Below are 19,344 nucleotides of genomic sequence, written 5' to 3'. Positions count from 1 at the left end.
TTTTAATAAATCGTTACGATTTACTAAAGCGCTATCGCATGATTGTTTTTACAACGCCGCAATAGTCTCACGCTGCTGTTGCAGGGTTTCCAAAGTGGATTTCTGCTCAGCTAATGTGTTGCGTTCTTTTTCAACCACCGCTTCAGGTGCCTTGGCAATAAAGCCCTGGTTGTTCAATTTACCTTCCAGCTTGGCGATGTTCTTACCTAGCTTTTCCAGTTCCTTGTCCAGACGCTTTAATTCAGCATCTACGTCGATTAAACCAGCCATAGGTAATAGCAGCTCTAACTCACCAACAACCGCAGTTGCAGCGGCAGGCGCTTCACCTTCTAACCATTCAATCGATACCAGCTTGGCTTGGCTCTTTAAGTAAATTGCACAAGCTTCAACGCGACGTCGGTCTTCATCGCTACCCGCTTTTAAAATCAGCGGCACTTTCTTCGCTGGGGAAATATTCATTTCACCGCGAATGTTACGAATAGATGTGATGACCTGCTGGCACCATTGAATATCAGCAGTAGCTTGCGCATCAATTTTGCTTTCATCTGCTTGAGGGAAGGCTTGCAGCATAATGGTGTCACCTTCTGCCAGCTGCTTGCCAGCTAAAGGTGCTACGGTTTGCCAGATCTCTTCGGTAATGAAAGGCATGATGGGGTGCAGCAAACGCAGGGTTGCTTCCAGAACACGAACCAGAGTGCGGCGAGTGCCACGAACTAGTTCTGCCGGCGCGTTTTCGTCCCAGAATACCGGCTTGGACAGTTCCAGGTACCAGCTGCAGTATTCGTTCCAGACAAAGTCATACAGCTCTTGCGCCATTAAATCGAAACGGTACTGTTCATAATGACGAGATACTTCTGCTTCAACCTGTTGCAGGCGTGAAATAATCCACTTATCTGCAGCGGTTAATTCAACCGTTTCGCCGTTTTGGCCGCAATCCTGACCTTCAGTGTTGGTTAATACATAACGGGCGGCATTCCATAGCTTGTTGGTAAAGTTGCGATAGCCTTCTAGGCGTTTCATATCCCAGTTGATATCACGACCGGTAGATGCCAGCGCAGCTAAGGTAAAGCGCAATGCATCAGTGCCGTGTGGCTCAATACCATCAGGGAACTGACGGTTTGTGCTGTCGGCAATTTTCTTCGCTAATTGTGGCTGCATCATATTGCCGGTGCGTTTTTCCAGCAATGTATCTAGGTCGATGCCATCAATCATATCCAATGGGTCAAGTACGTTGCCCTTGGACTTGGACATTTTCTGACCCTGCTCATCGCGGATCAAACCAGTGACATAAACCGTTTTAAAAGGAACTTGCGGCTTGCCGTCTTCGTCCTTCATAAAATGCATGGTCATCATAATCATTCGGGCAACCCAGAAGAAAATGATGTCAAAGCCGGTAACCAATACGTCAGAAGCGGCAAATTGCTTCACACGCTCGTTCATTTCTGGCCAGCCCTGAGTACCGAAGGTCCATAATGCAGAACTGAACCAGGTATCTAGAACGTCTGGGTCTTGATTTAATTCAACGCCAGCGTCGATATTATGTTTGGCGCGAACTTCGTCTTCGTTACGGCCAACATAAATATTGCCTTCATTGTCATACCAAGCAGGAATCCGATGACCCCACCACAACTGACGAGAAATGCACCAGTCTTGGATATCATTCATCCAGCTGTTGTACATATTTTCGTACTGCTGTGGTACAAATTTAATATCGCCGTTTTCAACCGCTTCAACAGCTGGTTTGGCGAGGGTTTTCGCATCAACAAACCATTGGTCTGTCAGCAGTGGTTCAATAATCAAACCGGAACGGTCACCGCGTGGTGCCATTAATACGTGGTCTTCAACTTTTTCCAGCAGGCCGAGTTTGTCGAAATCAGCAACAATTGCCTTACGGGCATCGAAACGGTCCATGCCGGCGTAAGCTTCAGGCATTACGGCTGGGTAGGCTTCAGATTCTTTGCCTTCAAAATCGAAAATTTCAGCTTCGGCACGAATCGCTGCATCGACTGTCATGATATTAATCATTGGCAGTTTATTGCGACGGCCAACCATATAGTCATTAAAGTCATGTGCAGGGGTGATTTTTACGCAACCGGAGCCTTTTTCCATATCGGCATGTTCGTCAGCAATAATCGGAATGCGACGGCCAACTAATGGCAATTCAATAAATTTACCGATCAGGCTTTGATAGCGAGGATCTTTGCTATTCACCGCAACCGCAGTATCACCCAACATGGTCTCAGGACGGGTAGTGGCAACAATCAGGTAATCTTTACCTTCCGCTGTTTTCTCACCGTCAGCCAGCGGATAACGCAGGTGCCAGAAGAAACCTTTTTCTTCGGTATTTTCTACTTCTAGGTCAGAAATTGCGGTGTGCAATTTCGGATCCCAGTTGACCAAGCGCTTGCCGCGATAAATCAGATCATCTTCATACAGACGAACAAATACTTCTTGAACTGCTTTATAAAAACCGTCGTCCATAGTGAAACGTTCGGTGTCCCAATCAACAGAAGCGCCCAAGCGACGCATTTGGCCGGTAATCGTACCGCCAGACTGGTCTTTCCAGTCCCAAACTTTTTCGAGGAATTTTTCACGGCCCAGGTCATGGCGAGTTTTTTGTTCTTCCGCGGCTAGCTTGCGTTCAACAACCATTTGAGTTGCGATGCCAGCGTGGTCGGTACCGACTTGCCATAAAGTGTTATGACCATCCATACGCTTATGACGGATCAAGGCATCCATAATGGTTTGCTGGAAGGCGTGACCCATGTGCAGGCTGCCGGTGACATTCGGTGGCGGGATCATGATGCTGTAAGGTTTGCCTTCACCGGAAGGTGCAAAATGCTTCGCTTGTTCCCAGTTGTCGTACCATTTGCGCTCAATCGCGCTGGGGTTGTAGGTCTTATCCATGATTTTATCGCCGAATTAGGTAAGTCGGGCGTACAACCGGGCCAAAATTACCCGCCGTTCACCGTGAAGAATCAAACCCGGCATTCTATCGAGAAAAGCAGGTGAGGGTAATAGCTTGCGGTCTGATTTATGAGGATTTGGTCATTTGAATCAAACCGATGATTTACCCTGTGAGACATGGCTATCGAGAAAAGCAGGTGAGGGTAATCGCTTGCGGTCTGATTTATAGCGATTAGCTCGGATTAGCTATTGGCCAATGAAACTGTAGGTTGATTAGAGCCACAGGCGAAAACCAACATGACCATGGCACAATAAAATCCAGTGTTTGTTGTGAACGACAACAGCGACATATTGTTTGCAGGGCATTTATCGCGATCCCCGAAAGTTGCATTTCGCCGTAGGCTCTATGTCAAGCTACGCGGTTAAACCATTAGTATGGGTATTATTGAACAAAGCAAGGAGCACAGAATGGGTTGCAGCAAGTCAGGCTGGTTAATGCGCATCTTTGGATTAGCTGTTGCAGTTGTCGTTGCGATGCAAAGCTTGCCAGTAGCGCAAGCACAGCAAAACAATCCGACTGAGCTGCCTTCTATCCATCAAGCTCGGCAAGCATTTCCTGTTTGTTTAAAACAGCTGGAGCAGTCGCCACCAGCACAAGTTCTGACCCCTGAAACCCGCCAGCAAATTGCCCAATTGAAGTTTATCTCCAAGGTGCTGGAACTGGATCGGGCGCAGCCGGAATTTACCTTGACCTTCGAGCAATATCTCAAACCCCGGCTGAGCCAGTGGCGAATCAATAAAGCTAAAGCCCTGCATAAAAAACACCAAAGCCTGTTGGCTGAGTTAGAAGCAAAATATGGCATTCCGGGTGAGTACTTAATTGCTTTTTGGGGACTGGAAACTAACTTCGGCAGTTATCTGGGTAATTTTAAAATTCTCGATAGTCTAGCGACTTTGGCATGTGACCCAAGACGGTCAGCGTTTTTTACCGCTGAATTGTTTCAAGGGCTGCAGATGATGGAAAGCTTTGGTTATTCCAAAGATAAAATGCTCGGTTCGTGGGCGGGTGCAATAGGCCAAACCCAGTTTTTACCATCGGCTTACAACCAATATGCAATAGATGGTGATGGCGACGGCACCATTGATTTATGGAATAGTGAAATTGATGCGCTGGTATCGTCTGCCAATTATTTACGACAGATTGGTTGGAAAAATCCATCGTTAGTTCATGGTGCCTATAACAGCTGGGGTTTTGAATTAGATAAAAATCAGATTAAATTATCTGATGAATTGTTAGCGCAGTACCTTGATCAGAGGAAAGCTTTATCTCAGTGGCAGGAGCTTGGAGTAATTATTCCAGGCACTATGCAAGCCGATTTATCGCAAATGGCTCAGCTGTTATTAATAGAGTCAGAGCGCGAAGGTGCACGATATTTTCTGACGTTTGATAATTACCAGGTAATTCTGCGCTGGAATCGTTCGAACTTTTACGCGATCTCTGTGGGTATGTTGGCTGATGTAATTAATTCTGATAAATGATCTTGGTTAAGAGTGGTTAAAGATCGAAAGGGTAACTTACAGCCCTGTGAGTATCTTCTTTATTTGGAGTTTGATAATAATGTCTGCAGCAAAAATTGGTATTGTGACGGTGAGTGATCGTGCAAGCCGTGGTGAATATGAGGATATTTCGGGTCAGGCGATCATCAATACCCTCAATGATTACTTAACTTCTGAGTGGCAGCCGGTGTATCAGGTGATTCCTGATGAACAGGATCAGATCGAAGCTATGCTAAAGAAAATGGTAGATGAAGATAACTGCTGTTTGGTGGTAACCACCGGAGGAACTGGCCCGGCCAAGCGTGATGTGACGCCTGAAGCGACTGAAGCGGTTTGTGATCGTATGATGCCCGGGTTTGGTGAATTGATGCGAACTGAGTCTTTAAAGTTTGTGCCGACCGCCATTTTATCTCGTCAAACTGCAGGGTTGCGTGGCAGTTCTTTAATTGTCAATTTACCTGGCAAGCCTAAATCCATTCGTGAGTGTCTGGATGCGGTATTCCCTGCGATTCCTTATTGTATTGATTTAATGGACGGGCCGTATCTGGAGTGTGATGCATCAGTTATTAAACCATTCCGGCCTAAAGCAAAATAATTATTAAGTATAAAAAGCTCCAGTAGGAATATAAAGGCTTGCTGGGGCGGGTCAGCAAAGGATAGTTTCATCAGCCAAGTTTTAAGGTGCTTTCTTTGATGTTATTGGCAAAGTATTTAAACTCTGATTTCTTCTTCTCGTTGCCTTATGATGGTTTGAAAATGCTCGTCGTTAAGAAGATTTTTGTATTTTATTTTGTCATGAGTTATTTCGTCTTCTCTAATTAAAAAGGCGTGAAGGATTTTATTTGATGATAGGTGGCTTTTAAGCTCGTTACCGGTGATGTGAGTATCAATTTTTTTGAGCTCGAGCTTACTTCTTTTGTGAACAATGGCGTCAATTAGCTTAATCATTCTCATGCTAAGATGAATGTTATTAATCAGCGGCTGAAGTATTTCATCACCGTAGCCAACGCTATGATAAAGATCTTCTTCATGCCTTTCATCATTGATTTGACTCATTAACTTCTCACCCAAAAGTATGATTCGTTTTTGCATTTTTTCATATGCCTTCATGGCCAAAATTTCATCGCTGCCAAACAATGGCCACAGGCTAGCTTCATTGTGGATTAACGTCTTGGTTTCAGATATTAGCAATGTTGATTTTGGTAGCATTCGAATATTGGCAGAAGCATTGGCGACATCTTCAATCCAATGTTTGTATTCACATATTGAATGCTGAAGTTCGGAGTAGAACCGCTGCTTAAGGATTTTTTCATTTCTTCGTTTGTAATACGCAGGCCCAAACAGTGCAACCAAGACAGCCAAAAAGGTTGAAATAGCAGAAATAGCACTCCATCCGGCATTAGTAAGCGCTTCGAAGACGGCAACCATCCAATTGCTCCAAACTTCCCATTCCATTGATTTTTACTCCATATCTTGTGTTTGTTAGAAGGTTTTTAGGTAAAGCATTTAATGGTAAAATAAAAACTAAATGCTCAGGCTGTTTCCTCGGTTATATTTCAGGAGTTGTTTCTAATTGGCTGCAGTTTTTTCATCTTAAATTTCATATTTAGTGATTCTTGCCAGAAAAATGGCTGAAACAGAAGTTTCAGCCATTTGTATTTTACTGCTTAAACACCCAATTTAAACCGCTACCCAGTCGCTCTACTCGTACCTGACCAGTTTTTAGCTTTAATTGTATTTTAGTAAAGCGCTTTTTCATTAAATACATCGACAAAAATTTACTGGTTAATGGGGTGTCTTCCAAATTGTCCAGTACATGCTGCGGTACTTCGATTGCACCCATCTGGCTCCAGGTTTTATCGGTAATGCCGCGTTCTTTTTTAAACTGACGCATACCGTCGGTGCTGTGCAGAATTAAAGGCAGAATTTCTTCATTGCCTGATTTGTCTTTCAGGGTAATGGTCATATCTGCCGGAGAACAAAAAGCGTTAAAGCCTGAAAGCTCGGCTGTCCAGTTAATGCCAGCCATGCGGGCTTTTAACGTACCGCTGTTTTTGAAGTAATCCAGATCTTCGTTATCGCCCAGTGTTAATTCAGTGGTATCACCCGGACGGTTGTCGATAATCTTTCCTTTCAAGGGCTGGCCAGTGACTTTAAAAGTCCAGTCGGTAGCAGCCATCAGGTTAATATCTTTTTCCCAAAAACCGCTATTGCCCAGCTCATCTTGTCCTTCAATGCGCATGGTGCGATAAACCGCGCCAATACCGACTTTGTGAATGGTGATTTCATCGGTAATGGTGCCATTAATTTTGGGCTGATGAATCCAGTCAGGAGCGGGTAGTTGCCGGGCAGGATTTTTCACACCGCGTTGATCTTCCCAGCTGTAGCGAAAGAATACCCAATCAGAACCGGCAATATCAAAATCATAAATCCGGCTGAAAATATCACCATATTTATTCATCACCATAATGCCCGAGCCACTGGTAGAAAGGCTGGTCATTTTGAACTTGCCTCTTAGCGGCCCGCACACTTCATAGCTGTAGTCGCTGGGCAGCCAAGGGTCGAGCAGGCTGATTCTTTGTTGGTCATCATAAACAGCATAAATACTGGTAACGCCGGTACCGATCCATTGTGGATTGCCTGCGGTATCGACGTGATGCTTATCCTCTGAAGGGGTCAGATAGCTAACATCCCAGTCCAGATATTTTTCAGGCATTTTCATACCGCTACCTAGCCAGAAGGGAGGGCCCCAGCGCTTGGTCCAGGTAAATTTAGATGGATCATCTTTTAAGCCTTTTTTCATGGTCCAGATACGTTGCTCGCTATCTATCGCCACGATGTATTCGTCATCTGAGGAGATTTCCTGAACATCACCGGCTAAATCTTTTGGCAATTCCAGTTGCTGCCAGTTTCCCATTAAGCCGCTTTGCCAGTAATTAGGTTTGATAAATATCTGGCCATCTCGCGCAGCTGAGTACCACATGCGGTTGAATGACTCGGTATAGGATTTCAGCCAAACATGTTCTGGCAGAGTACTGGTGTCTACGGCAGCGTAACTAATACCGGGGATGGATATTGAGAGTGCGATCATGCTCGCAGTGATCGCTAGTGGAAATCGCATATGCAGCTCCTGACGGCTTATTGTTATAGTTTGCCATCTAATATAGCGCCGAATTTGTTAATTGCCTTGGCTGAACCAACATTGATAATGGTAAAAACAGCGAAAGCGGTGAAAATTGAGCAGATACAACAAAATGATATGGGTGTTGAATGGTGTAAGAGAAGTATTTGCTTTGAGAGAAGTGTAAAAGTAATCTCTGTAGGATCTTGTGGTAGTTAGCCACAAGAGCTGCAGTGTATCTTTAAGATTTTGAGAAGAAAAATGAAGAACAAAAAAAGAAGCCTTCGAGCAAAGGAAGCTCATGCAGAGCAATTGCTGAAAATCAGTACATCATTGTTAATCGCATTTTTGCTGGTAGTTCTGGTGGTACCTTTAACCTCTATCGCTTCCATGATATTTAATGGGTCTATTAGCTTTAACTTTGCTCAGGATGGTAACGCACCTTGGCTAGCGTTTGTTTTTCTCGCCATAGAAACTACCTTGTTGGTGCTTGTCAGCAAAACCAAGAAGTGGGCGTTGGATATTTATGATGAAATCTATCCTGATGAAATCTATCCTGATGAGATTAATACCCAAACACCAACGTCTTAACAATCACTGGCAGCACCTTGTCATCAGCCAATGGTTTGCCGATATCGATATAGCCACCATCACTGACGTCGATACAATCGAGGCAGATAACGTCTTTAGTGCCATAACCCAATTTGGCCTCCAGAGTTTGCCCCAGCACTTTGCCGAAGTCATTTTCCAGAATGACAATTAAAGGCTGTGGCAGCTTAATCATTTGTTGCATGCCATCGATGATGGTATCAGCCAATTGTTGGATAAATGGGAATGACGGATTTTTTGGCCCTTTAAATGCCAGTGCAACATGTTGCGCACTGGTTTTCTGTGTACCGTTTTTTTGGTTAGCGGCTTGTTGGTCTGAAACATCTGCCAAATTAAACCAGCTGAGTTTCTTTTCAATTACCCGAGCCATTTCTGGTAGCGATAATTGTTCATCTTCGTCGGTTAATCGAAGTACCGGTACATTAATCAGCGGGAACACATCACGGGAAAAACTGATGGTACTACCAGAAATATCCGTGGCGTGAGAACCCGCGCCGATCACCGTTGCCCGTAAGGTTTCTGCCGGACAAAAAGATTTTACCTGGCTTAGGAGCAGTGATTTTTTAATCGACTGGCCGAGTAAAATGCCGATATCGTGATAAGCAAACTCGTCGGTGGCGACCACTTCTTGGGTTTGATCGGGTTGATCGTAAATATGAACCGCAACACCGCCAGAGGCAGAAAGATAATCTAATTTCCAATCTCGATTGAGGTCAGAAGTTCGACTAAGCATTAATGACAGTTGTGGCGATTCTGTTTTAAAGCCCATCACTTCTTCGAGAATGCCGGTCATGCGCTGAACTACTTTGTCGATTTCAGTGCGAGAAATTAGATCGCCCGCATTTAAATTCAAACCGATGCTGCTGGCCAGTTGTTGTAATTTGTCTGAGATATAAGCAATGGTTTTATGGTGGGTGCTATTGCTTGGTTCAAAGCGCATCAGTCGCCCGCCAATATCAAGGCAAGTAGTATCGAGCACATTGCCATGGTCAAACACCGCAATATTGGTAGTACCACCACCAATGTCGAGGTTGGCGACTAGGCAGTTTTGGTCATCAGAATATTTGGCTGCGCCAGCGCCTTTGCCGGCAATAATACTTTCTAGGTCTGGCCCGGCGGTCGCCACTACAAAATCTCCAGCAAAGTTAGACAACATATCTGCAACTTCACGGGCGTTTTCTTTGCGGGCTGTTTCGCCGGTAATAATCACTGCGCCGGTATCAATGTCATCGGGGTGAATGCCGGCTTTTTCAAATTCATTGCCAATTAGCGCGGCGACTTTTATCGCATCTATCTGGTGATGGGAAATGAGCGGAGTGAAATGTACTTGGCTGCGGAACAATACTTCACGCCCGACAATTTCAACCTTGGGGATCATCGCCCCGGGAGAAACGTTTTCTAAAGACATCTCTGTGAATACTAATTGAGTGGTCGAGGTGCCAATGTCGATGCCGGCGCTAAGAATTTTCTGTTTCATAAGGATTGAGTCAGATATGCCGCGAAGAAATTATAAGCAGAATTATCGCGCTGGATTGAGAATGATTAGCGGTCTTATATCAATAATGTTGGGATTTGTGGTCAAGAGTTTGATTTGAGCGATAGCGGTTTTTTTACGGTATCTATTGATGGGCGTAATACCATCGCTCTAAATCATTGAACCGCCATCCTGGCTCTTTATGACATACATTACATCCCTGTAAATCGTCATACCGCCATCCTGGCTCTTTATGACATACATTACATCCCTGTAAGTCGTCATACCGCCATCCTGGCTCTTTATGACATACATTACATCCCTGTAAATAAAATGCCGACCATGGAGGTCGGCATTTTTTCGCGCTTTTTAACAGTTAAAGCTGAGCTGAATTAGCTCAATTCAGCTTGTGCTGCTGCAATGGCTGCGAACTCTTCTTCAGGTGCTTGAGCAACCAAGTGCTTGCTGCTGTAGAAGGCAAAGTACGCAATCATGACTGCGTAGAATGCACCACTCCACAGAGCTGCTTGCCAGCTTACGAAGAAGGTAGAAATGAACGCCAGAATCGACAATACAAATGCGATACCGGAAGTCACCATACCACCTGGAGTTCTATAAGGACGCTCCAGATCTGGTTCTTTAACACGTAAAACCATGTGAGACAGGGTCATTAATGCATAAGAAATAGTGGCACCGAAAACTGCCATGGTGATCATCAAATCGCCTTGCTCAGTCAGTGACAGTACAAAACCAATGACACCAGGTACGATCAGCGCGCGCGCTGGTACATGCTTTTTGGTAGTGACTGATAACCAGCGAGGAATATAACCTGCACGCGACAGTGCAAATACTTGGCGGCTATAACCGTAAATAATAGAGAAGAAGCTGGCGATAAGACCGGCTAAGCCCACTACGTTAACGTATTTAGCGGCAAAAGAATCTTGGCCATAAACGGCTTGCAATGCTTCTACTAATGGTGCGCCAGAAACGCCCATAGCTGCTGCACCTGCACCACCTGGAGCTAAGAATAATACCAAGGTACCGGAGATCAACAGGAAGATCATCGCAGTGATAATACCTTTAGGCATATCTTTCGCTGGATCGTCTGCTTCTTCTGCTGCCAGAGGCACGCCTTCAACTGCCAGGAATAACCAGATAGCGAAAGGAATACAACTCCAAACACCCATATAGCCATTAGGCAAAAATGCGCTTGCACCGATAGCTGCTTCATTTACTGGAACATTAAATAAATTCGCAGCATCGAAGTGAGGAATCATGCCAATAACAAAAACCAACAAAGCAGACACTGCTAATGCGGTAATAACCATCATTATTTTTAATGCTTCACCGGCACCAAATAAATGAATGCCTACGAATAACGCATAAAATGCAGCATAAACAAATGGTCCGTTTAAGCCTGTTAATGCTTCAACATAACCACCGATGAAAATTACGATTGCTGCTGGAGCAATCATATATTCAAGTAGAATTGCTGTTCCTGTCATATAGCCGCCCCAGCGACCTAATGCACGACGAGCAAAACTATAACCGCCACCTGCAGTAGGCAGAGAAGCAGAAAGCTCAGCAATTGAAAGCACCATGAATAAATACATAATTCCCATTAGAATCATGCCAATAAACATACCGCCAAAACCGCCGACGCCCATACCCAGGTTCCAACCTGAGAAGTCACCGGAAATTACGTATGCAACACCCAAGCTCGCCAGAAGCATCCATCCGGCAGCGCCTTTCTTTAATTTACGTTGTTCCAGATAGTTCTGGTCAACTGAATCATAACCCGTATCAGACATACCCTTATAACCCCATGCTTTGAGAAGGATTACCGCACTAAAGTAAAATCATCCTGATTTCACTAGCATTTATTTCCCGATTGAACTTTTAAAGCAAATGATGAAAGTGCGATGAATTAAAGGCGCTTGCATTAAATGATTTTGACATCCAAGAGTTTAAATAAATATTTCGCATACTTTCATTTGAGAACATTTGTTTAAAATTCTTGTTGGCCGGAAAGAACAACGAGACCAACGCTGAGATTAACAATGCTAAATTTTCAAAATCTGACATGACTCAATGATTATGGAAACTTATAGCTAGAAATCGTTAATATTTTTTGCTTAAAAGTAGAGGGCCTAATGTTTTAATGTAACGCTTTGTAACTTTATCTTTTTCATTCATATGCTTGAGTTTGTTTCTAGCAATTATGTTACAGAACCATGATTTATCGATAAAAGCGATAGCTGAAAAGTGATTTTTAAAGATTTAGAGAAAAAGAAATTACAAACGAAAGATTCATTTGTTATGCATTTTAAGTAATGCAGAATAACTTAATTGGTTGTAGCGGTGAAATACGATGCTGTGATTGCTGTATTGATTTCTTGTGTATATAAATGATGGGCTGGCCGCATTAGATTCCTGTCAGTTGCATCTTAATAGTGGTTTTTGCTGCTTTGATTTTAAGAGGTAGGCCTTGGGTTAGATTAAGCTATTTAACTTACCTAGAAATAATAGGTGCTTAAATTAAGACACGGGTTAAAGTGTTTTGGCTTTTTCTGCATCTAATACAGTGACTGAGTCGCAGGCAGATGGGGTAAGGTTAAAATCTGCTTGTGAGCAGTTTGTCCGAATGGTCTGGTCATGATGGTTTCGCAACGTTATATTATAACAATTAGTCTATGTTGATGATTTGGAGTCTTGTTGATGAAAGCCTGTTTTAAGTTGGTAGCGGCTGTTGTTTTAATGACCACTGCATCGGTTGCTTATGCCGCCGACAATCTTTCTGCCCACCAACATGGTGCTGGCAGTCTAGATGTAGCCGTGGAAGGCAACAGCGTTTTAATGGAGCTGCGGGTTCCTGGTCAAGACTTACTCGGTTTTGAACAACTTAAAACAGATCAACAGAAATCTAAAGCGCATCAGGCGGTTGCACTATTAAAGCAGCAATGGTTCAGTTTCAACGCGCAAGCCAATTGCCAGCTAGTTGAGGCCGAGGCTGAAATTGAAACGGAAGGTGAAGATGATCATGGGCATGAAGAACACAAAGACCATGACGAACACAAAGATCATGACGAACACAAAGACCATGTCGATCACGAAGATCATGAAGAACACAAAGATCATGACGAACACAAAGACCATGTCGATCACGAAGAAGCTGGTCATATAGAATTTCATGCCAGCTGGTTGTATCAATGTCAGCAGCCTGAGCAAATCAACAGTCTGACCAGTAAGCTGTTTGAGCGCTTTCCGGGCAGTCAGCAATTGAAGCTACGCATCTTGTTGCCAGCAGGGCAAAAACTAGGTCAGTTAACGGCTAAAAATAACCAGTTCAACTTTTGAAAATGACATCATCTGTATTGGAAATTAATCAGCTGCGCTTTGCTTGGAATTCGGGCAAAGCAGCTGATTCAAAATCAGCAGTTAACCCTGAGTTAGCTGCGTCACTCTATTTGCTGGATATTCCGCATCTATCATTGGCGCGTGGTGAGAAATTATTCTTACGCGGGCCAAGTGGAAGTGGCAAAACAACTTTATTGAGTTTGATTGGTGGAATACTACAAGGCTATCAAGGCGAATTATCTTTGTTTGGCCAACCATTGGCTGATTTAAGCCCTTCGGCAAAAGATAAATTTCGTGCGGATCATATCGGGTTCGTTTTTCAGCAATTTAATCTAATGCCTTGGCTAACCATGCGTGACAATGTTTTGCTGAGTTGCCAGTTTTCTGCTCGTCGAAAAAAAGCAGCAATTGCTGAACATGGTTCGATATCTCAAGCCGCTTCGGTACTTTTAACCGGGCTTGGCTTGTCTGAAAACTTGCATGATCGACCGGTACAGCAATTGAGTATTGGCCAGCAGCAACGCGTTGCAGTTGCCAGAGCATTAATCGGCAATCCGGGTTTGTTAATTGCCGATGAGCCCACTTCCGCTTTAGATCATTCCAGCCGAAATGCCTTTATGGATTTGTTATTTGAACAATGCCAGCGCAGCGATTGTGCGCTGATGTTTGTCAGTCATGATCCGAGTTTGGAGAAAGGCTTTGATCGATGCATTTCTTTAGGGGACATCAATAAGAGCTTCCAGCCACAACGGGAGATTATTTGATGTTTAAACTTGCATTGCAAAGCCTGTGGAACCGACGATTGACCGCCGCTCTAACCATTTTTTCAATCACCATTAGCGTGGTTTTATTGTTAGGTGTCGAACGAATGCGTTATGAGGCGAGAGATAACTTTACTCGTACCATCGCGGGCACTGATTTGTTAGTGGGCGCTCGCTCAGGTGGCATTCAGTTGTTGCTGTACTCGGTGTTTCACATAGGAGATGCCACTAACAATATGCGCTGGTCTTCAATTGAAGCGATTCGCAAGCAAAAAAAAGTTGACTGGGTGGTGCCTTTGTCGCTTGGTGATTCGCACCAGGGTTTTAGGGTTGTCGGCACCGAAAAGAATATTTTTAAACGCTATAAATTTGGTAATAAGCAATCGCTAACTTTTGCTCAGGGGCAAACATTCGATGGGGTGTTTCAAGCAGTTTTAGGTGCTGATGTTGCCAGCCAGCTGAACTATCAAATTGATCAAAAAATTGTACTCAGCCATGGTGTTGAGAAAAATTCTCTGCAACAGCATCAGGACAAACCGTTTTCTGTTTCAGGCATTTTACAGCGAACAGGTACGCCGCTTGATCGGGCTATTTTGGTATCGCTACAAGGAATAGAAGCGCTACACATTGATTGGCTAGATGGTGCGCCAGCAATACCAGGCTTTTCGATTTCAGCAGATCGAGTTAAACAAATGGATCTGCAACCGAAAGCCGTTACTGCGGCTTTTGTTGGTTTGAAGTCTCGAATTGCGGCATTTTCGGTACAGCGTTGGATTAATGAATATTCGGGTGAGCCATTAATGGCTGTTTTACCCGGTGTTACGCTACAGCAGTTATGGCAATTGATTAGTGTGGTGGAAAAAATACTGTTGGCGATTTCACTGTTGGTGGTGGTAGCTGGGTTGTCGGGCATGCTAACGGCAATTTTAACCTCCCTGAATGAACGGCGTAGAGAAATGGCGATTTTGCGAGCAGTTGGCGCTAGGCCGCTACATATTTTCATACTGCTGGAATTAGAAGCACTTTTTTACGGATTGATTGGCTGCTTGGCAGGGCTAGCCAGTTTATATTTGTTGCTGGGGTTGCTCGGGCCGCTATTACAAAGCCAATACGGTATTACCGTCGGCTTTGACTGGCCTCGTCAGAGTGAATGGCTCATGTTGTCTGGTGTGCTGGCCGGTGCTGCTTTAGTTGGTTTTATTCCTGCTTGGCGCGCCTACCGAAACGCACTTTCAGATGGTTTAAGTTTGCATTATTAACGGCTGGTGATGACAAGCCTGCGTTGTTAAGTCGCGGGATTAAGTGGATTAAATGAATTCAAGAGTGAGAGGTTGATTGTGAGAGCTATTTTATTAAGTTTGCTGCTGTTGCCGCTATTTTCGTCTTTTTCGTTATTTGCGGCAGATGATGCAATTAAGGTTAAAACCCTTTACTGGGATCAAATGCGGCCACCGGTTTCAGAAGAAATCAAAAAACGTTTTGATGAGCAAAAAATTACACCGATAGAACTGCGAGACTATCTCCAAGAGCTCGGGCTCAAGGTGCTGCCAGAATTGAATGGGCAACTGGTTCGTATTCCAGGTTACCTAGTGCCGTTAGCTGCCGGTGATGCTGGGAAAGCAACTGAATTCCTTTTGGTGCCAACAGTGGGCGCTTGCATTCACACACCACCACCGCCAGCCAACCAAATGGTTTACATGAAGTATGCCGAAGGGAAGGCGTATTCTGACAAAGGTTGGGAGCCCTTTTGGGTCTATGGTGTGCTGAGCGCATCCAGCAAGCAGACAGAATATGCGGAAGCGCTCTATTCAATTGATGTCACCAAAATAGAAGCTTACCAACCTGAAATAAAATAACGCTTAGTCATCTTTTTGTTGCATAAGCCTCGGTTTGCCGGGGCTTTTTTATGAAAAAGAGAAAAACGAAATCAAGCTCAAGTCAACTTGTGTTAGTAAAACTGTTAGCTAGAGCTCATTTTTCAATATTGCTCGGTAAGCTTTAATTCTCCCTTGATCCGCATCCATGGCAGACGACCTATTTTGGTGAATATTCGCAGCCGCTCAAAAGGAAAGCCCATAAGTCTCTTAATGGAGGTTGCTTTTGAGTTATCTGATTGACCAACAATAAAACAGGTAAATAAAACTCATCTTATAGAGTTGTTTATTTTTTTGCTGGCTGAAAAAAACTATCAGTAATGCGAATTCAGGTTCAGTTGGTTTCTGCTTAAAAAACAAGTAACAGGAGCAAATTAATGTTAGTAACGTGGGGTTGTTATGCGGATATCTGATTACGGAAAATATAAAGGAATAATTGTCTCAGTTGCCTTATTTCTTTTACTAGATGCATCGGTTTTGCTGCTGAATTTCTATATTTCATTTGAAATTGCCGATGATGCGGTGGGTGTAAACGTTGCGGGTCGTCAGCGGATGCTTTCCCAGCGGATGATGAAGTCATTGTTGGATATTAAAGTATCGCAAGATGCCGATGAGTCGGTAGTAGAAGCAATCAATGAACTACGCAATACCACGGTTTTATTTGATACCACGTTAGAAGCCTTTCGAACTGGTGGAAATACTCTAGGTACTGCGGGTAGTCAGGTTGAAATCAATCGAGTGGACTCTGAAGAAGGTCGGCTGGCGGTAATTGATGCTGGGCAAATCTGGCAGCCTTATTTGGAAAAGGTTGATGACTTACTGTCGGTTAATCCGATAGAAAACCTAGGTTTTTTTAGTGAGCGGCTGGAAGAAGCCATTGAATATGGCAGCCAAAAAAACCTGGTTTTATTGAAACTGATGAACACCTTAACCACTGATTTGGAGCAAGTCGCCAGTTCCAAAGCCACTCGTTTGCGAATTATCCAGACTATTGGTATCTCGCTGGCAATCATCAACTTCTTCATCATCATGTTTCACTTTGTTCGGCAGTTAAGAGAGTCGGACGAGCGAGTTGATGCGGCGCGGGGTGAAACGCAGGAAATTCTTGATACGGTAAACGAAGGTTTATTTCTGCTGGATAACGATTTGATTATTGGTGAGCAGCATTCGCGAGAATTGAAGACCATTTTTGGGCGAGATGATTTTCCAGGTCAATCGTTTGATTCGTTGTTAAAAAATGTGGTTTCTGAAAAAGATCTATCAACGGCACATAGTTTTATCAAGCTACTGTTCCGGCCTAATGTTAAGGCAAGCCTGATTGGTGACTTGAATCCATTAAATGAAGTTGAAATTCATATTTCTAATGATGAAGGCGTGTATGAAAGTAAATTTATCAAGTTTTCTTTTTCGCGGGTTCATTCTGAAGATTCCAGCTTGAACATATTAGTTACCGTTAGTGATATCACGCGCCAAGTTCAGCTAGCTAAAGAGTTGGAGTCAGCCAAACAGCAAGGTGAGCAGCAAATGGAAATGCTGACTTCTATTATTCATGCTGATTTTGATATGTTACTGATGTTTATCGATAACTCTTATAAAACCTTTGAACAAATAAATGAGGTTTTACGAGAAAGCTCTAAGTCACGTTCACAACTGCAAGACAAAGCCAATGCGATTGGCGCTTTGGTTCATGGTTTTAAAGGTGAATCATCGGCATTAAGCCTTGATCAGTTTGTGTCGCTTGCCCATGACTTTGAAGATCAGATTGCAGCCTTGAAAGGCAAAGCTGACTTGACTGGTAATGACTTCCTTAAGCTAACCGTAATGCTTGATCGAATGATGGATCAGACCGAAGCAACTGAAAAGCTGGTCGATAAATTGAGGCTGGTGGCAGATAAATCTACTGAAGATTGTAATCAAAAAGTGGCCATGTCAGATCGCCATAATTGGGATCACTTACATGAGTTAACTGCTTCAGTAGCAGCGAGACAAGGAAAACAAGTCGAACTGATTCATGCAGGATTGAATGATCATGTTCTAGAACAGGATTTACTGCAAAAGCTTAATTCGATCACCATTCAATTTATTCGCAATGCAATCAGCCATGGTATTGAACTACCAGATCAGCGTATTCAGGCAAGTAAGAAACCGGTTGGAAAAATATTAGTTCGTTTTGCCAAGCGTAATGATGGTTCGTATGAATATGTATTCCAGGATGACGGTGCTGGTTTCAATTTAGAAGCAATTCGAGCGCGTGCTATTGAGGCAGGAATTGCTGACGAAGCACAAGCAGCAAGAATGGATCACAAGCAGCTTATCTCGATGATCTTCGAGCCAGATCTGTCTACTCAAGGTCAGGTTGATAGTGATTCAGGCCGCGGCGTAGGAATGGTTGCAGTTAAAGACATGGTCAATGAGTTGGCCGGAAAAATGACAGTTGGTTTTAGAAAAGGCGTTGGTAGTACCTTCTCGATTTCGATTCCACCACAACTTGCAGGCATTGAAATAGTTGATGAGATTGAAATGACGGGGAATATTGGAGAGATTGCTGTAAATGCTTAAATTAATGACGGTCGATGATTCCAATATCATCCGAAATAAAATTCAGCGAGCTTTTGATTCTGGCAGGTTTTCTATGGTTGCTTCTGCTTGCAATGGCAAAGAAGCAGTCAGTTTGTTCAAGGTGCATCAGCCTGATGTGGTGACCATGGATATCACCATGCCAGAAATGGATGGCATCGCTTGTATCCAGCACTTAATGGCAATCAACCCAAATGTTTCTATTCTGGTGGTTTCTGCTTTGTCAGACAAAGCGACGGGGATTGAGGCACTAGAAAAAGGCGCTCAAGGTTTTCTAATTAAACCATTTACTGAGCAACAGCTTAGTGAAGCATTAATCGAATTGACGGAGCATTTAGATGTCTGAAGCAGTGTTACAGGTTTTTATTGATGGTGTTATTCGGTATTTCGAACATACCTCCGATAAAGAAGTAAACGTTGGGACACCGTACTTAATTGATAATACTAAGCCAGCAGCGCTTGATTATACTGGAATTATCGGTGTATCAGGCCCGAGCAAGGGCTGCGTTTATTTTACTGCGCCTAAAGTTTTGCTGAAGCACTTGCTGTTGAGTATTGGTGAAAATGATACATCTGAAGGCAATATTATTGATATTGTTGGAGAAGTTGCCAATACCATTTCAGGCAATGCCCGGCGAGAGTTTGGTCAAGAGTTTATGATATCCGTTCCAGTCGTGGTCGAAGGTTACCCTTCAGCAATTCACTTGCCGCAAAACACACGCTCATACGTTATACCTATAAGCTGGAAGTCTTATAGCGCATCGGTAGTGATCTGCTTGCAAAGCAGTTAACCAGATTTGGTTGCTTTTGAATTAAAGCTTAGAGTTGCCAGCGCCATATTTTTTGTTAAAACAAAAGTATGGCGTTTTTTTATGCCTGACTAGCGCTTAATTCGTTCATAACAAATGAAGCTTTCGTTTTGTTGTTGTCGCAAGTGGATTTTTCTGACTATCAAACTGGTCTTACCAGTTCGTCGGTGTAAACTTTGTTTTATTGTTGTAAAAAATACACATAACATTCATGTTTAATTGCGTATAAATTTTATTTTTTTCTGATTGTTAATTAAAGTTTTTAAAAGCAATAGGTTGCATTTGCATCGTTTTAAAA

16 protein-coding genes are annotated in these 19,344 nt (G+C 43.4%); 11 read left to right on the top strand and 5 right to left on the bottom strand.

Annotation, left to right across the window (positions count from 1 at the left end; genetic code table 11):
- Positions 1 to 48: 48 nt before the first annotated feature.
- Positions 49 to 2,907 carry a valine--tRNA ligase gene (locus DC094_RS05720; protein ID WP_116686089.1) on the bottom strand — a complete coding sequence of 953 codons (2,859 nt, stop codon included), beginning with the start codon at positions 2,905 to 2,907 and terminating at the stop codon, positions 49 to 51.
- A 468-nt stretch (positions 2,908 to 3,375) separates the two neighbouring features.
- On the opposite strand from DC094_RS05720, the gene DC094_RS05715 reads away from it, so the two are divergent.
- Positions 3,376 to 4,446 carry a lytic murein transglycosylase gene (locus DC094_RS05715; RefSeq protein WP_158527227.1) on the top strand — a complete coding sequence of 357 codons (1,071 nt, stop codon included), beginning with the start codon at positions 3,376 to 3,378 and terminating at the stop codon, positions 4,444 to 4,446.
- A 79-nt stretch (positions 4,447 to 4,525) separates the two neighbouring features.
- Complete coding sequence (mog, locus tag DC094_RS05710; RefSeq protein WP_116686087.1) at positions 4,526 to 5,059, top strand: molybdopterin adenylyltransferase; 534 nt, start codon at positions 4,526 to 4,528, stop codon at positions 5,057 to 5,059.
- Between the two features lie 116 nt (positions 5,060 to 5,175).
- Here mog and DC094_RS05705 read toward each other — a convergent pair whose 3' ends face one another.
- Complete coding sequence (locus tag DC094_RS05705; protein WP_116686086.1) at positions 5,176 to 5,919, bottom strand: hypothetical protein; 744 nt, start codon at positions 5,917 to 5,919, stop codon at positions 5,176 to 5,178.
- A 205-nt stretch (positions 5,920 to 6,124) separates the two neighbouring features.
- Positions 6,125 to 7,585: a hypothetical protein gene (locus DC094_RS05700; protein WP_116686085.1), complete on the bottom strand. Its 1,461-nt coding sequence runs from the start codon at positions 7,583 to 7,585 to the stop codon at positions 6,125 to 6,127.
- Here DC094_RS05700 and DC094_RS05695 point away from each other — a divergent pair, their 5' ends adjacent.
- Entirely contained in the window at positions 7,586 to 7,804 is a 219-nt protein-coding gene (locus DC094_RS05695; protein ID WP_116686084.1) for a hypothetical protein, read from the top strand. It abuts the gene before it with no gap.
- Between the two features lie 42 nt (positions 7,805 to 7,846).
- Complete coding sequence (locus DC094_RS05690) at positions 7,847 to 8,176, top strand: hypothetical protein (RefSeq protein ID WP_116686083.1); 330 nt, start codon at positions 7,847 to 7,849, stop codon at positions 8,174 to 8,176.
- Here the strand turns inward: DC094_RS05690 and eutA are convergent.
- Both eutA and eat read right to left on the bottom strand, forming a co-directional pair.
- Positions 8,151 to 9,671, bottom strand: coding sequence for an ethanolamine ammonia-lyase reactivating factor EutA (eutA, locus tag DC094_RS05685; RefSeq protein WP_116686082.1), 1,521 nt, complete (start codon positions 9,669 to 9,671; stop codon positions 8,151 to 8,153). The two genes, DC094_RS05690 and eutA, sit on opposite strands and share 26 nt — an antisense overlap.
- A gap of 389 nt (positions 9,672 to 10,060) precedes the next feature.
- On the bottom strand, positions 10,061 to 11,479 hold the full coding sequence (gene eat / locus DC094_RS05680; protein ID WP_116686081.1) for an ethanolamine permease: 1,419 nt from the start codon (positions 11,477 to 11,479) through the stop codon (positions 10,061 to 10,063).
- 907 nt (positions 11,480 to 12,386) lie between these two features.
- On the opposite strand from eat, the gene DC094_RS05675 reads away from it, so the two are divergent.
- From DC094_RS05675 to DC094_RS05645, 7 genes are all read left to right on the top strand, one after another.
- Positions 12,387 to 13,025, top strand: a complete 639-nt coding sequence (locus DC094_RS05675) for a ZrgA family zinc uptake protein (RefSeq protein WP_116686080.1) — start codon at positions 12,387 to 12,389, stop codon at positions 13,023 to 13,025.
- 2 nt (positions 13,026 to 13,027) lie between these two features.
- Positions 13,028 to 13,789, top strand: a complete 762-nt coding sequence (locus tag DC094_RS05670) for an ABC transporter ATP-binding protein (protein ID WP_116686079.1) — start codon at positions 13,028 to 13,030, stop codon at positions 13,787 to 13,789.
- Positions 13,789 to 15,045 carry an ABC transporter permease gene (locus DC094_RS05665; RefSeq protein WP_116686078.1) on the top strand — a complete coding sequence of 419 codons (1,257 nt, stop codon included), beginning with the start codon at positions 13,789 to 13,791 and terminating at the stop codon, positions 15,043 to 15,045. The genes DC094_RS05670 and DC094_RS05665 overlap by 1 nt, the downstream gene beginning before the upstream one ends.
- A 78-nt stretch (positions 15,046 to 15,123) precedes the next feature.
- Positions 15,124 to 15,642 carry a DUF3299 domain-containing protein gene (locus tag DC094_RS05660; RefSeq protein ID WP_133245470.1) on the top strand — a complete coding sequence of 173 codons (519 nt, stop codon included), beginning with the start codon at positions 15,124 to 15,126 and terminating at the stop codon, positions 15,640 to 15,642.
- A 417-nt stretch (positions 15,643 to 16,059) separates the two neighbouring features.
- A complete protein-coding gene (locus DC094_RS05655) occupies positions 16,060 to 18,219 on the top strand; it encodes a type IV pili methyl-accepting chemotaxis transducer N-terminal domain-containing protein (protein ID WP_116686076.1) in 2,160 nt (719 codons plus the stop codon).
- Positions 18,212 to 18,583 carry a response regulator gene (locus DC094_RS05650; protein ID WP_116686075.1) on the top strand — a complete coding sequence of 124 codons (372 nt, stop codon included), beginning with the start codon at positions 18,212 to 18,214 and terminating at the stop codon, positions 18,581 to 18,583. The genes DC094_RS05655 and DC094_RS05650 overlap by 8 nt, the downstream gene beginning before the upstream one ends.
- The gene (locus tag DC094_RS05645; RefSeq protein WP_116686074.1) at positions 18,576 to 19,028 is read left to right on the top strand and encodes a chemotaxis protein CheX; all 453 of its coding nucleotides are present in this window, start codon (positions 18,576 to 18,578) and stop codon (positions 19,026 to 19,028) included. Before DC094_RS05650 ends, DC094_RS05645 begins: the two co-directional genes overlap by 8 nt.
- Positions 19,029 to 19,344: the final 316 nt, after the last annotated feature.

The organism is Pelagibaculum spongiae (genome assembly GCF_003097315.1).
GTDB classification, from domain to species: domain Bacteria; phylum Pseudomonadota; class Gammaproteobacteria; order Enterobacterales; family Pelagibaculaceae; genus Pelagibaculum; species Pelagibaculum spongiae.
Note: the sequence above shows the minus strand (reverse complement) of the source record. Positions and strands in the feature narration are given on the sequence as shown.

Bases quoted from the DNA above. Each gene is read 5' to 3' on its own strand.
- DC094_RS05705 (WP_116686086.1), bottom strand. From the start codon at position 5,919: ATGGAATGGGAAGTTTGGAGCAATTGGATGGTTGCCGTCTTCGAAGCG.
- DC094_RS05700 (WP_116686085.1), bottom strand. From the start codon at position 7,585: ATGCGATTTCCACTAGCGATCACTGCGAGCATGATCGCACTCTCAATA.
- DC094_RS05645 (WP_116686074.1), top strand. From the start codon at position 18,576: ATGTCTGAAGCAGTGTTACAGGTTTTTATTGATGGTGTTATTCGGTAT.
- DC094_RS05715 (WP_158527227.1), top strand. From the start codon at position 3,376: ATGGGTTGCAGCAAGTCAGGCTGGTTAATGCGCATCTTTGGATTAGCT.
- DC094_RS05690 (WP_116686083.1), top strand. From the start codon at position 7,847: ATGAAGAACAAAAAAAGAAGCCTTCGAGCAAAGGAAGCTCATGCAGAG.
- eutA (WP_116686082.1), bottom strand. From the start codon at position 9,671: ATGAAACAGAAAATTCTTAGCGCCGGCATCGACATTGGCACCTCGACC.
- eat (WP_116686081.1), bottom strand. From the start codon at position 11,479: ATGTCTGATACGGGTTATGATTCAGTTGACCAGAACTATCTGGAACAA.
- DC094_RS05695 (WP_116686084.1), top strand. From the start codon at position 7,586: ATGCAGCTCCTGACGGCTTATTGTTATAGTTTGCCATCTAATATAGCG.
- mog (WP_116686087.1), top strand. From the start codon at position 4,526: ATGTCTGCAGCAAAAATTGGTATTGTGACGGTGAGTGATCGTGCAAGC.
- DC094_RS05665 (WP_116686078.1), top strand. From the start codon at position 13,789: ATGTTTAAACTTGCATTGCAAAGCCTGTGGAACCGACGATTGACCGCC.
- DC094_RS05670 (WP_116686079.1), top strand. From the start codon at position 13,028: ATGACATCATCTGTATTGGAAATTAATCAGCTGCGCTTTGCTTGGAAT.
- DC094_RS05650 (WP_116686075.1), top strand. From the start codon at position 18,212: ATGCTTAAATTAATGACGGTCGATGATTCCAATATCATCCGAAATAAA.
- DC094_RS05675 (WP_116686080.1), top strand. From the start codon at position 12,387: ATGAAAGCCTGTTTTAAGTTGGTAGCGGCTGTTGTTTTAATGACCACT.
- DC094_RS05655 (WP_116686076.1), top strand. From the start codon at position 16,060: ATGCGGATATCTGATTACGGAAAATATAAAGGAATAATTGTCTCAGTT.
- DC094_RS05720 (WP_116686089.1), bottom strand. From the start codon at position 2,907: ATGGATAAGACCTACAACCCCAGCGCGATTGAGCGCAAATGGTACGAC.